The sequence below is a fragment of the Streptomyces sp. NPDC056160 genome, from assembly GCF_042268205.1.
Taxonomy (GTDB): Bacteria; Actinomycetota; Actinomycetes; order Streptomycetales; family Streptomycetaceae; genus Streptomyces.
On the sequence record NZ_JBHJUW010000078.1, the window covers coordinates 26699 to 39124 of the forward strand.

The window sequence follows — 12426 nt, forward strand, 5'->3', positions numbered from 1 at the left end:
ATGGAAATGCAGCGACAGGCGCGGATCGGCCGGCCGAGGGGCTTCGATGCGGACGAGGCCCTCGAACAGGCCATGCGGGTCTTCTGGGAGAAGGGCTACGAAGGCGCCGGCCTCACCGACCTGACCGGTGCCATGGGCATCACCCGCACCAGCATGTACGCGGCCTTCGGCAACAAGGAGGACCTGTTCCGCAAGGCACTGGAGCGCTACACCGAGGGCCCCGCCTCCTATGCCGCCCGTGCCCTGGAGGAGCCGACCGCCCGACAGGTGGCCACCGCGTTCCTCGACGGCTCCGTTCGGGCCACCACCCGCCCCGACTGCCCCGCCGGGTGCCTCGGCGTCCAGGCGTCCCTCGCCGCCGGCGACACCGCGGGCCACGCCCGCGATGCCCTCATCGCCTGGCGCAACGAAGGCACCGCGCGTCTGCGCGACCGGTTCCGACGAGCCGTCACCGAAGGCGACCTGCCCCCGGACACCGATTCCGGACAGCTCGCCCGCTACCTCATGACCGTGGCGAACGGCATCGCCGTCCAGGCCGCCAGTGGCGTTACGCATGACGACCTGCGGCAGGTGGCCGACATGGCGCTGCGGAACTGGCCGCCCGCCTGACCGGCCGCCGCCTCCGCCCGTGCCGCCCTGCGAGTGCCGATTATTACGTCCTCGCAGGTCCTGCGGCGTGTGCGTACTCGTGGAGGATGCCGCCGAGTCGATCACGTCCGCGGACGTCGAGGTAGTGGAGTCGGTCCGGGTCAGTGATCGGTTCGAGGGCCGGCCGAAGCGGTGCCGCACTGTGCAAGGTGCGGTGCGGCCGATGTCCGTTGCAGCACGCCTCGAACTCGTTGAGCGCGTGGAGCAGGTGGGCCTGGTTTCAGATCAAGGTGATGTCGGACGGCCTGGGTGACCCGGGCCGCGGTGGGACGGGCCGTCGTGCCGGGGATGCTGATACGGCCGTCGGCGTGCTCGATGACGGCGAAGACGTCCACGGTCGCGCCGTTCAGGGTGGTGGCGGTGAAGAAGTCGCAGGCCAGGATCGCGTGGGCCTGGCCGCGCAGGAAGACGGCCCAGGTCTGGCGGTCGCGTTCGGGAACGGGCTCGATCCCGTGCGCCCGCAGGATCTCCCAGACGGTTGAGGGCGGCACCTTGAAGCCGAGCACGGCGAGTTCACCGTGGATGTGCTGTTTTCCCAGGGCGAAACCGGCTGCGCCTCCGCGCGGGTCACGCCAACCTCAATTAGGTGGGCCGGCGAACGATGTTGCGATGCAATGCAGACGGTCCGCGTACACACCTTACGGTCGAGAACGAGAACGTCAGGAATGGCCCAGCAGCTCGCGATCAATGGAGGAAGCCTTGCGTTCGAAGCGCTCAGTCATCGCCGCCCTGGCGGTGGCCTTCGCCGCTCTCCCGGGGCCGTCTGCGGCCGCCACCGCCCCTGGCGCAGGATCCGGCGGCGGGCATCAGCTGGATGCCGAGGTCGGCCCGCTGAGTGTCTGCTTATTCCACGGCCACATCTGCGGCAACGTCTACAACCGCGACGACCGGTACAACCTCCTGATCACCGATAACTGGGGGAAGTATCGCAACAGGTCGACCTGGCATGTACTCAAACCGGGTCAGAACGGGCACGACGTCGGCGTCAAGGATGTCGACGGATACTGGGTGGGCCCCGGATGCAAGGTCAAGCGTTCGCTTGGGCTGAGGACGGTCGGCCCGGGCTGGCACAAGGTACGGGACGGCCAGAAAATCCAAATCGTCGACATTCGCTGCTGACGTGCCCATCCAGTAGCAGGACACGCAGTTGGATGGGGCTTTGCACCATGTCCTCCACCGGTCACGCTGTGGGGCAGGTCTTGTGGTACGCCAGTGCGGGGATGAGCTGATGCCATTCCTGCGGAGTGAGGTTACGGCCCGCTGTCTGGCACAACTCCTCAGTGGTGCGCTGGGTGTCGGTGTTCCACAGGATGGCGAGCCGGTCGTCCCCGCCGCTGGCCAGCGATCGGCCGTCCGGGCTGAAGGCGAGCGACCTGACCTGTTTGGTGTGCCCGATCAGCGTGGCCAGTGGCTGGCGTCGGGCGACGTCCCACAGCATCACCGAGGCGTTCGAGTTGGCCGTGGCGAGAATGCGGCCGTTCGGGCTGAACGCCACGGCGAACGCAGGCCCGGCGCTGTCGGCGAGGGTGGCGACGTGGGTGTGTTTGGACACAGACCACAACATCACTTTCTGGTCGAGAGCTGCGGTTGCCAACGTGCGGCTGTCCGGGCTGAAGGCCACGGACCTGAGCTCCCCCGTGTGCCCCTTCAGCGTGGCCAGCCTGACCCGTCTTGTGACGTCCCAGAGTGTGGCTTGGTGATCGTGGTTGGCGGTCGCGAGAAATCGGCCGTCTGGACTGAAGGCCACGCTGTCCACGGCGGTTTCGGCCTCTCCGGACGCCACGGTGAGTGAGGCCAGACGGGTGTGGCGGACGGCGTCCCACAGGATCACCTTCTTGTCCGCACCGCCCGTCGCGACCATCCGCCCGTCGGGGCTGTACGCGACGTCCGTGACGCGCCCTGTGTTCCCAGTGGTGAGTCTGACGGGCTGGGCTCGGCCTGAGGTTTGCCAGAGGGCGAGGGTGTCGGAACCGATCGCCGTGGCGAGGGTACGTCCGTCGGGGGCAAACGCCACGGCGTTCACGGGGCCGGTTCTGCTCCTGAGTGTGGCATGGCGCGTATGGTGCCTGGTGTCCCAGAGCACCACGGTCCCGTCGCTGCTGGCGGTGGCGAGCGTGCGTCCGTCGGGACTGAACTGGACATCGTTGACCCGGTCGCGGTGGCCGGACAGCGGGATTCGCGCGGTGTCCCAGAGTGCAACCTTGCCGTCCTCGCCGGCCGAAACGAGAAACGAGCCGCGCGGGCTGAAGGCGAGCGTATAGATGTTGGTGTTCTGCCCGGCCAGCGTGGTCAGGTGGGTGCCGCTCCGGACATCCCACAGCATGACCGACCTGTCGTTTCCCCCCGTGGCGAGGGTGCTCCCGTCGCTGCTGAAGGCGACGGCTCGGACTTCCCCACTGTGACCGGACAGCGTAGCCACGCTGGTGTGGCGCCGGACGTCCCACAACCTCGCTGTCCAGTCCTCACCGGCCGTGGCCAGGGTACGGCCGTCCGGACTGAAGCGGACGTCATCGACGGACCGGGTGTGGCCGGTGAGCGTGGCGATCCGCCGTCCGGTCGCTGCCTCCCAGAGTTTCGCCGTGTGATCCGCGCTGGCAGTGGCCAGCGTGCGCCCGTCGGGGCTGAACGCCACCGCCCAGACGATGTCGTGGTGGCCGGATATGGTGCGCCGCAGGGTCCGGCGGCCAATGTCCCAGAGTTTCACCGTGTGATCCGCGCCGGCGGTGGCCACGGTCCGGCCGTCCGGGCTGAAGGCGATGCCCTTGATCTGCCCCGCGTGGCCGGGCAGAACCGCCGACGGCTTGCGCGCCGCGACATTCCAGAGCACCAGCTTTCCGTCGTTGCCTCCCGTCGCCAGCGTGCGCCCGTCAGGACTGAAAGCCACCGCCCGCAGCCAGGTGCGGTGTCCGGTCAGAGTCGCCAGCTTCCGCCGTGCGCTCACATCCCACAGGACCACCGTACGGTCGCGGCTCACGGTGGCGAGCGTTCCGTCAGGACTGAAGGCGGCCTCGGAGACGGCGTCATCATGACCAGACAGCTCGGTTCGGTAGTACTGATGGATCGAGACGGTCAGCATGGCGCTGCGCGCCTCGAACGTCGGCGCAGCGCGGTAGGCCTCCATGCTCAGCAGCATGGCGGTGACCGGACGGGTATCGACAAGGCCGAGCGCCTCTGCCGCCAACTGCCTCGAGACAGCGGCCTGCTGGGCCCGCACGGCCTCTCTGCGCTGTTGCAGGGCGACCACACTGACGCCCGTCACCACGAGCAGCAGCAACGCAAGACCAGCGGCGAGAAGTCGCAGACGGCGATTGCGCCGCACGGCTGCGGCCCGCTCGCCGTCCTCCTGGCTGACGCTCGCGTCGAGGAATGCGCGCTCCACCGCATTGAGTTCATCGCGACTGCCATCGCGGGAAGCCCAGTCGCGCAGGAGCGCCAGTCGGCTCCCTCGGTACAGCGCTCCCGAGTCGCGCTTCAGCTCGTCCCAGGTCCGGGCGGCCTCCGCCAGCCGCCGGTGGGTGCGCAGCCGCTCGCGGCTCTCCTCGACCCAGGTATGCAGGCGCGGCCAAGCGGTGATCAACGCCTCATGCGCGAGATCGACGGTGTCCTGCTCCAAGGTGATCAGCCGGGCGCCGGCCAGCCGCTCCAGGACGACGGCGAGGTCCTCGCAGGCAACGGCAGTGTCCAGTTCGGACCGGTGAATGGGACGGCGGGTGTCATGATCCCCCTCGACCGGGTTGATCAGTCTGAGCAGGATACGGCGGGCGAACGCGGCGCGTTCGGGGGTGAAGTCGCAGTAGGTGCGCTCCGCGGTGCGGGCAATAGCGCCGTGCACTCCGCCCGCCGCTTCGTAGGCGGCCTCGGTCAGCGCGCGGCCTTTGCGGCGGCGCCAGGTTTCCAGCAGGGCGTGGGACATCAGGGGCAGGGCGCCGGGTTCGCCTTCGACCTCGTCGAGGATGCGGGCGGTCAGGGCACGTTCCACGATCATCCCCGCGGACTGGGCGGGTTTGGTGATGGCCTCGCGCAACTCGTCGCGGCTCATGGGACCGACCAGCACGGTCCCATCCTGTAACGCGGCGGTCAGGGCGGGGTGTTCGGCGCAGCGGCCGAGGAAGTCGGCCCTCATGGCGATGACGACGCGCAGATGACTCGCGACATCGGTTGCCGCCAGTAATCGGTCGATGAACTGGTCGCGTTCGGCCGGGATGGCGCAGAGGGTGTAGAGCTCTTCGAACTGGTCGACGATCAGCCACGTGTCCCCGTCGGCGTCCTTGGGTAGCAGCCGTTGCCCGTGGACGCGCAGGGGATGCTCCCCGGGAGTGAGGACGCGTACGGCGGCCGGCCGCGGACCGGTCGCCTGCGGGCCGCGCAGGCGCGGGATGAGGCCGGCGCGCAGCAGGGAGGATTTGCCACTGCCCGACGGACCGAACACAGCGGTGAACCGGCGGGAACGGGTCAGTTCGAGCAGGCGGTCGATGAGCTTGTCCCGGCCGAAGAACAGGTCGGCGTCGCCGACCTCGAAGCGGGCTAGCCCCCGGTAGGGAGGCTTCGCGCCTTCGTCTGGGAGGCGAGGCCGAGCAGCCTCCTCTGCGGCTGCCTCCCGCCACCGCTCCTCCCACTCTTCCGGGTCGCCGCCACAAGCCTGGACATAGGCGAGGACGATCGGCAGGGTCGGCAACCGCTCTCCCCCAGCTGCCTGCGACAGCGTGCTTGCCCCCTGACTGGTGCACTGCGCCATCGACCGGTATGTCGGACTGCCGGCCTGCGCGCGGAGCTTGCGCAACTCGAACGCGAAGCGCGCAACTGGCCCAGCATTAGGGTCAAGTGGGCTTTCCCTACGCCCCGCCATCGTCAGCACCCCCAACTGTCCCCCGGTCCCCCGTGGACACGGCACGACGAGCCGCCACGCTAGGCAGGTGCGTGGCGGAAGGCAAACCACAGGCACCTTCTTTGGCCAGTGGCGGTGGCCTGCAGTGCGGCCATTGATCCGAGTGGCGAAACCGGCTGCCCATTCAATCCACGGGCCGCTGGAGTCGATGACGTGAACGCAGCAGGGCCACTCAAGGACCTTTCGCCCGAGGCTCGGCCCGAGGCTCGCCCCGTGGCTCGCTCAGCACGTTGAGGAAGAGAGAACGAAATGCCTGCATCGGATGGCCGCAGCCGGCAGCAACGGAGGAGTCGGAACATGAGCACCCGCAAGCGGATCAGTGCGCTCGCAGCCACCACAGCGCTCGTAGGATTGACCACCCTCGGCATCACGGCACCCGCCGCCACCGCTGCCGCACCGAAACCCGCGATTACTGCAGCAGGCGGTACCGCGCCGGCCTGCATCCACCGCCACGTACACAAAACGCTCGCCTACGTCAGGCTCAGCAACTACTGCGGCAAGACCATGTACGTCGCGGTCGTCACAGGAGGCCTGTTGGGAGGCACCGGCCGCTGCCACAAAATGCCCAACCACAGTGTCGTCCACGAGTCCTGGTCTCCAAGCACCCAGCACTACCGTAAGACGGTTGTCTGCTGACTGGTGCACCCGCAGGGTAGTCAGCCGAAGAAAGTGCCTCGACCGCATCCGGGCGGTGGGGGGCCTTGACGCGGAATCTCGGACACGGGCTATGCGGCTTGGGCCAGGGTAGTTGATGTTGTGTCGAGTGCTCTCTCGTAGGCGATGGGACTCCGTTGTCCGAGGTGGGAATGACGGCGTCGGGTGTTGTAGCGGTTGAGCCGGCGGAACGCGTCGATACGGGCCTCGCGTTCGCTGGACCAGTGCTTTCGGCCCTGAAGAATCTCGCGTTTGAACGTCGCGTTGAAGGACTCAGCGAGCGCGTTGTCCGCCGAGCTGCCGATAGCGCTCATGGACTGGCGGACGCCGGCCCGGCGGCAGACATCGGCGCAGGCCCGGCTGGTGTACTGGGCTCCGTGAGCGGTGTGCATGACCGCCCCGGAGGCGGAGCTCCGGGCCGACACTGTTGCGCTGGCCCGTGCGTCCGTCCGGCCCGTCGTACGCATCGCCGCCGAGCTCGGCATGAATCACGAGACCCTGTTCCGCCGCGTGTACGTGGGCGGCCACTACCCGCACGACGTCACCACCCGTTCAGCCTTGCCCTGCCCGTCGCCTACCTGATCAGCAGGATCCCCGGACGATCCGCCACCCCTCTCTTCGCGAAGCTGCGCAGGGGGAAGCCGGCGCCGGCGCCGGCCACCGGGGCCACTCCCCTGGACAGCACCTGCTGACACCGTGGGCCGCCATGACCATGGCACAGCACGGACGCAGGGGATGCGCCTGCAAGAAGGGCGCATCCCCTGACGGACGCCACTGGCCGCCCGTTTCCATTCGGCTGCCGTCGCTACCGCAGGACCGTGATCCGATCGGCGGCCGACGGCTTGATGGGCGTCGTCGCGGAGGAATTCGCCGTCAAGTAGTCGTTGAACGCCTTGAGGTCGTCAGCGCCGACCAGCGGACTCGTGCCCTTGCCGAGCTCGGTGAAGCCGTCGCCGCCGCCCGCGAGGAAGGAGTTCATGGCCACCCTGTACGTGGCGGCCGGGTCGATCACCGTCCCGTTCAGCCGGACGGAGTCGGTGACGACGCGAGCTGCACCCGACTTGGTGAGGTCCAGGGTGTATGTGAGCCCCTGCGAGACCTGCAGAATCTTCGGTGAGGCTTCGTTCGGGCCGCTGACCTGCTGTTGCAGCGCGGTGACCAACTGCGCGCCCGTGAGGTCGACCAGGTTCACCGTGTTGCTGAACGGCTGCACCGTGAACGCCTCGCCGTACGTCACGACGCCGTCGCCCTCGCTTCCGCTCGCTTTGTAGACCAGGTCGGAGCGGATGCCGCCGGGGTTCATCAGCGCCAGAACGGCCCTGGGGTCGAGCGACTTCGCGTGTGCGAGCTGCGCGTCCGCGGTCAGGTCGCCGAGCGGGGATTCGGGGGTGGTCGCCCCGCGTCCGTTGATGTCACCCGAGATATAGCCGACGGGCTTGTTGGCCACCGGCGCGGCCAGCTTGTTCCAGCGGGAGATGAGCGCCGTCATGTCCGCGGCCTTCGGCTGCGTACGGCTCACCACGTGGTTCGCGGACTTCACGGTGGTACGGACGATGTCCTGCGTACGGCGGTCATAGGCCAGCGTGGTGTCGGTGTACAGCTTGCCGTACGAGGACGCCGAGGTGACCATGCGCGGTCGGCCCGAGGGGTCGGGGATCGTACACACGTACGCCTGGTGCGTGTGGCCCGTGACCAGAGCGTCGACCTTGGGGGTGATGTGCTGGGCGATGTCGACGATCGGACCGGAGATGCCGTCGCCCGCGCCCGGGGAGTCGCAGTCGTAGTTGTACGAGGCGGAGGCGGGCTGGCCTCCCTCGTGGATGAGCGCGACGATCGACTTGACGCCCTGCCTGTCGAGGATGTCGGCGTACTTGTTGACCGTTGCGACCTCGTCGTGGAACTTCAGCCCCTTGACGCCCTCCGCGGTGACGACGTCCGGCGTGCCCTCCAGCGTCACGCCGATGAATCCGATCTTCACGCCGTTGTGCTTCCACACCCAGTACGGCTTGAGGATCGGCTTGCCGGTCTTCTCGTCCGTCACATTGGCGGCGAGATAGGGATAGTCGGCGCCCTTGAAGGTCCGACCGGGCTCGTAGCAGCCGTCCTTGGGGTGGCAGCCGCCGTTCTGCATGCGGCCGAGTTCGGTCGCACCCTCGTCGAACTCGTGGTTGCCGACGCTCGTCACGTCCAGGTCGAGTTTGTTCATCGCCTCGACGGTGGGCTCGTCGTGGAACAGGCCCGAGAGAAGGGGGCTCGCACCGATCAGGTCACCGGCCGCGGCCGTGACACTGTACGGATGCCCTTTCCGCGCCGTACGCAGTGAGCTGGCCAGATACTCGATGCCGCCCGCGTCGATCTTCTTTGTCGTGCCGTCCGGCTCTGTCTCGCTGACCTGCCCGGAGGAACCGGCCGGCGGTTCCAGGTTCCCGTGGAAGTCATTGAACGACAGCAGTTGGACATCGACCGTACGCCCGCTGTGCCCGTGGCTCTGGACGGTCGGGGCTCCGTTCGCGGGCGCGGCAGCCGCGGTCAGCGCACCGGCCGTGGCCAGAGCAGCGACGGCTCCGAGTATCCGGTGTGCGGGACGTCTCGGCCAAATCGGATGGGTCATGGGCTCCCCTGTGTGAGTACGAGGCTGTTCAGGTTGTGCGGAGCCTATGGTCAACGCGCGTAGCGCAACAGGGGGTTACGGATCACGAACAGGTTGCACCGGCCTTACGCGCAGGAGCGCCGCTCCGCCAGGATTGTCCGGTTGAGACATCTTTGAAGCCCCGATGCCGAGGCATCGAGACCTGCGACTCGTCGTTCGTGCCGGATTCGCCCAGTCATTGTTGTGGAGGGAAACATGGCAGCCCCCACCCCGGCGCGGGGCCGCGGCGATGCGGTTCGTCCTGCTGATCGGAAAGGGCGCCACCTCGGCGGGCTGCAGCGGCAGTACACCGGCACCGCGGGCGGATCGAGAACAGTCAGGTCGGTTTCTTCCCTGCCTGCGCCTCCAGCAGGGGACGGGCGTTGATCGACCACCGGCTCTACCTGTCGGACCCGTCCTGGTCCCGGGACCTTGAGCGCCGGAGCCGTGCCGGGGTGCCCGACCAGGTGGAGTTCGCCACCAAGCCCACGCTGTCCGGGCAGATGATCGCGGCCGCACCGGACGCCGGTATCCGCGCATCCTGGGTGACCGACGACGAAGCATACGGCCAAGGCCCCGGTCTGCGCGCACTGTTGGAGTCCCGCCGGACCGGTTACGCCCTGGCCGTCGTCTGCAGCGCCCGAGTGCGGAACAACCAGGGGCGACCGCTGCCCGGGCGGATGCGTCGCCGACCGCGTTCCCGCCTCGGCCTGGCGCCGGCAGAGCGCAGGAGCCGGAGCGAAGGGGCCGGGCTACTACGACTGGGCCTGGATCGAGATCGGCGCCGACGGTCACCGGCACCTGCTGGTCCCGCCACAACCCGCGCAGCGGCGAACTCGCCTTCTACCTGTGCTGGTCCACAAAACGGATGCCGCTGTCCGAGCCGGTCGGGGTGGCCGGGACCAGGTGGTGCATCGAGGAGTGCTTCCAGGCCGCGAAAGACCATGTCGGACTGAACCACTACCAGGTCCGCCGCTGGACCGCCTGGCATCGGCTCATCACCTGGCCATGCTCGCCCTGGCATTCCTGGCCGCCCTCGCTGCCGACGCGACACCGGCCAGGACCGCACAGCCGAACCGGCCCGACCGCAGCCACGGCTCCATCGACCTGACCGTTCCCGAGATCCGCCACCGGCTCGGGCACCCTGCTGAGCCCACCGAACACATCTCCGCGCAGGCTGCCGCAGTGGCCAAACTGGCGCAGAAACCACCAGGCCACAGCCCGGCGCAGCCACTACCAGCAACGACTCGCCGCCCCTGCGACCGGATAGACCGTGAAGTCGCACTGGAGTACTAGCGGGTCGTGTCAGGTGGTTCCAGGTATCATCTCGCGCGTTCGGAACGGACATCATGTCTCTGGGTCCGGGACGCGGCGATTGAAGGCACGCCGGTAGGCGGTCGGCGTGGTGTTGAGGGCGCGCCGGAAATGCAGTCGCAGGTTGGCGGCCGAGCCCAGGCCGCAGTCGCGCGCCACCAGGTCGATCGGCTGGTCGGTGGTCTCCAGCAGTTCGCGTGCCAGGCCGAGCCGGGCGCTCACCAGCCACTGCAGGGGCGTCGTGCCCGTCTCTTCGGCTAACCGACGCAGGAAGGAGCGTTCGGAGATGCCGGCGGGCGGGCCAGTTGGGTCACGGCGAGCGGCTGTGCGAGACGTTCGAGAGCCCAGGCTCGGGTGTCGGCAAGCGAGGTGTCGCCGGTTGTCGGACGGGGGCAGGTACGTACTGAGTCTGCCCGCCCTCGCGGTGGGGGGCGGCGACGATGTTCCGGGCGATCTGGTTGGCCACTACGGCACCCAGGTCGCGGCGGACGATGTGCAGGCACAGGTCGATGCCGCAGCACACACCGGCCGAGGTGAGGATGTTGCCCTCGTCGACGTAGAGCACGTCACGGTCCACGTACACGGCGGGGTATTGGCGTTCGAGTTCGTCCGTGTGCTGCCAGTGTGTGGTGGCGTGCAGATCGTCGAGCAGGCCGGCCGCGGCCAGTGCGAATGCACCGGTACAGATGGACACCACGCGTCGGCCCCGGTCGCGGGCCGTGGCCAGCGCGTCGAGCACCGCCGGCGGCAACAGCCCCGGCTGCGGCGCGAAACCCGGACCGAATCCCGGCACGATCAGCGTGTCGGCTGCGCGCAGGACGTCCAGTCCGCCGGTGACGGCCAGCACGAAGCCGCCGGGGGCGGAGACGGAACCGGCCGGTCCGCACACGGAGACCTGGTAGGGGGTCTGCGTGCGGGGCCCGAAGATGCCCGGGAGGTGAAGTGAGCCCCCGCCGCTGGGACTTCGTCTCCGCCAACCGCGCCGACTTCGGCGTGCAGCGGATCTGCCGGACGCTCGGGGCGTCCTACGCCGGCTCCTACCGGCACCTGGCCACCGAGCAGGCCCGTGCCGAACGGCAGGCCGAGGAGAAGCGGCCCGTGAGCGAGATCCGTGCCGTCCACGCCGCACACCAGGGCGCCTACGGCGCCCCGCGCGTCCATGCCGAGCTGCGTGCGAGGGGATGGAGGATCAACCGCAAGCGCGTCACCGGCTGATGCGGCTCAACCACATCGTCGGCCGGCACCTGCGGAAGAAGAAGCGGACGACGGTCGCGGACAGGACCGCGCCCCCGTGCCGGGCGTGGTGTGATGCGCGACTTCACCGCGGACACGCTGAACACCAGGTGGTGCGGCGACATCACGTACATAGCCGTCGGCACGACGTGGCTCTACCTCGCCACGGTGATCGGCATCTGTTCGAGGAAGGTGGTGGGCTGGTCGATCGCCGACCACATGTGGGCGCCCCTGTCGGTGTGGAAAACGACGCCGCGGACCCCGCCGCCCCGGGCGGCCACGGCCATCGCTATCGCATCGGTGACCAGCGAGGTGCGCAGGCACAGACGCGGCTCGAGCTGTTTTGCCGGCTGTCGTACTACAACCGACGCCGCCGACACTCCGCACTCGGCTGCCTCACACCAACCGAGTTCGAACAGCAACTGATCACGCCACGTACGCTGTCACTCGCCGTATGAAATCCGGTGTCCGCTCCCAGGGATCAACCTCACACCTGCGGCTGCCCCGCAAGCACGTAGAGGCACTGCCCGACGGGACAGAAATCAAGCTGGCATGGTCGGCCGACAAACTGTCCGATGAGCACCACGCGGTACAGACCGCGCTCGGCATGCGCTGGTAACGCGGCAGGCAACAATCTTTTCGGAGCCGCACGCCGCATCTCAGGTGGATTCGAGGAGGAGCTCGGCCAGTCGAAGACTGTCGTCGAGGTAATGGTCGTAGGGGATGGCGGCCGCGACGAGCTTGGCGCGGAACTCGTCGTAGAGAGGCTTTCCGGCGGTGTGGAGGGCTTCGCGGCCGGCATCGGTAAGTGTGACCAGGCGCCGTCGCGCGTGTGCGGGGTCGATGGTGGCCTGCACCAGGTCATCCGCTTCAAGTGCCCGCACCCGGCGAGCAATGCTCGGAACCTGTGGATCGGTGCCGGGAGGAACGCGGAGGGCGTACCTTCCCGATGATCCCTTGAAGGTCTCCGAGTAGGCCCGCGTTCGCAGCGCGGGTCGGGAAGGCACGCCCGGTGCGACGTGAAGTCACATCGCACGCAGAGTCCGCAGGAGAGGAGACGTGT

The 12426-nt window shown here is 68.4% G+C and carries 11 protein-coding genes and 2 pseudogenes; 7 read left to right on the forward strand and 6 right to left on the reverse strand.

Annotation, left to right across the window (positions count from 1 at the left end; all coding sequences use genetic code 11):
• On the forward strand, positions 1 to 609 hold the full coding sequence (locus tag ACFC02_RS26010; RefSeq protein WP_376361819.1) for a TetR/AcrR family transcriptional regulator: 609 nt from the start codon (positions 1 to 3) through the stop codon (positions 607 to 609).
• Between the two features lie 140 nt (positions 610 to 749).
• Here the strand turns inward: ACFC02_RS26010 and ACFC02_RS26015 are convergent, their stop codons facing one another.
• Positions 750 to 1154, reverse strand: coding sequence for a hypothetical protein (locus tag ACFC02_RS26015; protein WP_376361822.1), 405 nt, complete (start codon positions 1152 to 1154; stop codon positions 750 to 752).
• A 181-nt stretch (positions 1155 to 1335) separates the two neighbouring features.
• Here ACFC02_RS26015 and ACFC02_RS26020 point away from each other — a divergent pair, with 181 nt between their 5' ends.
• Positions 1336 to 1767, forward strand: coding sequence for a hypothetical protein (locus ACFC02_RS26020; protein ID WP_376361825.1), 432 nt, complete (start codon positions 1336 to 1338; stop codon positions 1765 to 1767).
• Between the two features lie 61 nt (positions 1768 to 1828).
• Here the strand turns inward: ACFC02_RS26020 and ACFC02_RS26025 are convergent, their stop codons facing one another.
• Positions 1829 to 5323, reverse strand: a complete 3495-nt coding sequence (locus ACFC02_RS26025; RefSeq protein ID WP_376361828.1) for a hypothetical protein — start codon at positions 5321 to 5323, stop codon at positions 1829 to 1831.
• A gap of 507 nt (positions 5324 to 5830) precedes the next feature.
• Between ACFC02_RS26025 and ACFC02_RS26030 the strand changes: the two genes are divergently transcribed.
• Positions 5831 to 6169, forward strand: coding sequence for a hypothetical protein (locus ACFC02_RS26030; RefSeq protein ID WP_376361831.1), 339 nt, complete (start codon positions 5831 to 5833; stop codon positions 6167 to 6169).
• 89 nt (positions 6170 to 6258) lie between these two features.
• Here the strand turns inward: ACFC02_RS26030 and ACFC02_RS26035 are convergent, their stop codons facing one another.
• Positions 6259 to 6579 (reverse strand): integrase core domain-containing protein, encoded by a 321-nt coding sequence (locus ACFC02_RS26035; protein WP_376361833.1) that lies wholly within the window; start codon positions 6577 to 6579, stop codon positions 6259 to 6261.
• Here ACFC02_RS26035 and ACFC02_RS26040 point away from each other — a divergent pair.
• A complete protein-coding gene (locus ACFC02_RS26040) occupies positions 6578 to 6769 on the forward strand; it encodes a hypothetical protein (RefSeq protein ID WP_376361836.1) in 192 nt (63 codons plus the stop codon). The two genes, ACFC02_RS26035 and ACFC02_RS26040, sit on opposite strands and share 2 nt — an antisense overlap.
• A 223-nt stretch (positions 6770 to 6992) precedes the next feature.
• On the opposite strand, the gene ACFC02_RS26045 is transcribed toward ACFC02_RS26040, so the two are convergent.
• Positions 6993 to 8798, reverse strand: coding sequence for a bifunctional metallophosphatase/5'-nucleotidase (locus tag ACFC02_RS26045; RefSeq protein ID WP_376361838.1), 1806 nt, complete (start codon positions 8796 to 8798; stop codon positions 6993 to 6995).
• A gap of 344 nt (positions 8799 to 9142) precedes the next feature.
• On the opposite strand from ACFC02_RS26045, the gene ACFC02_RS26050 reads away from it, so the two are divergent.
• Complete coding sequence (locus tag ACFC02_RS26050; RefSeq protein ID WP_376361847.1) at positions 9143 to 9772, forward strand: transposase; 630 nt, start codon at positions 9143 to 9145, stop codon at positions 9770 to 9772.
• A 52-nt stretch (positions 9773 to 9824) separates the two neighbouring features.
• Positions 9825 to 10112, forward strand: a complete 288-nt coding sequence (locus ACFC02_RS26055) for a hypothetical protein (protein ID WP_376361841.1) — start codon at positions 9825 to 9827, stop codon at positions 10110 to 10112.
• A gap of 51 nt (positions 10113 to 10163) precedes the next feature.
• Here ACFC02_RS26055 and ACFC02_RS26060 read toward each other — a convergent pair.
• A pseudogene (locus ACFC02_RS26060) lies at positions 10164 to 11058 on the reverse strand (helix-turn-helix domain-containing protein).
• Between ACFC02_RS26060 and ACFC02_RS26065 the strand changes: the two are divergent.
• Positions 10986 to 11821 (forward strand): annotated as a pseudogene (locus ACFC02_RS26065) (IS3 family transposase); the annotation flags it as partial. The pseudogenes ACFC02_RS26060 and ACFC02_RS26065 overlap by 73 nt on opposite strands.
• Positions 11822 to 12022: 201 nt before the next feature.
• Here the strand turns inward: ACFC02_RS26065 and ACFC02_RS26070 are convergent.
• Positions 12023 to 12220 carry a hypothetical protein gene (locus ACFC02_RS26070; RefSeq protein ID WP_376361844.1) on the reverse strand — a complete coding sequence of 66 codons (198 nt, stop codon included), beginning with the start codon at positions 12218 to 12220 and terminating at the stop codon, positions 12023 to 12025.
• Positions 12221 to 12426: the final 206 nt, after the last annotated feature.

Coding starts and splice junctions, on each gene's coding strand:
- ACFC02_RS26010 (WP_376361819.1), top strand. CDS start 1: ATGGAAATGCAGCGACAGGCGCGGATCGGCCGGCCGAGGGGCTTCGAT.
- ACFC02_RS26020 (WP_376361825.1), top strand. CDS start 1,336: ATGGAGGAAGCCTTGCGTTCGAAGCGCTCAGTCATCGCCGCCCTGGCG.
- ACFC02_RS26030 (WP_376361831.1), top strand. CDS start 5,831: ATGAGCACCCGCAAGCGGATCAGTGCGCTCGCAGCCACCACAGCGCTC.
- ACFC02_RS26040 (WP_376361836.1), top strand. CDS start 6,578: ATGACCGCCCCGGAGGCGGAGCTCCGGGCCGACACTGTTGCGCTGGCC.
- ACFC02_RS26035 (WP_376361833.1), bottom strand. CDS start 6,579: ATGCACACCGCTCACGGAGCCCAGTACACCAGCCGGGCCTGCGCCGAT.
- ACFC02_RS26045 (WP_376361838.1), bottom strand. CDS start 8,798: ATGACCCATCCGATTTGGCCGAGACGTCCCGCACACCGGATACTCGGA.
- ACFC02_RS26055 (WP_376361841.1), top strand. CDS start 9,825: ATGCTCGCCCTGGCATTCCTGGCCGCCCTCGCTGCCGACGCGACACCG.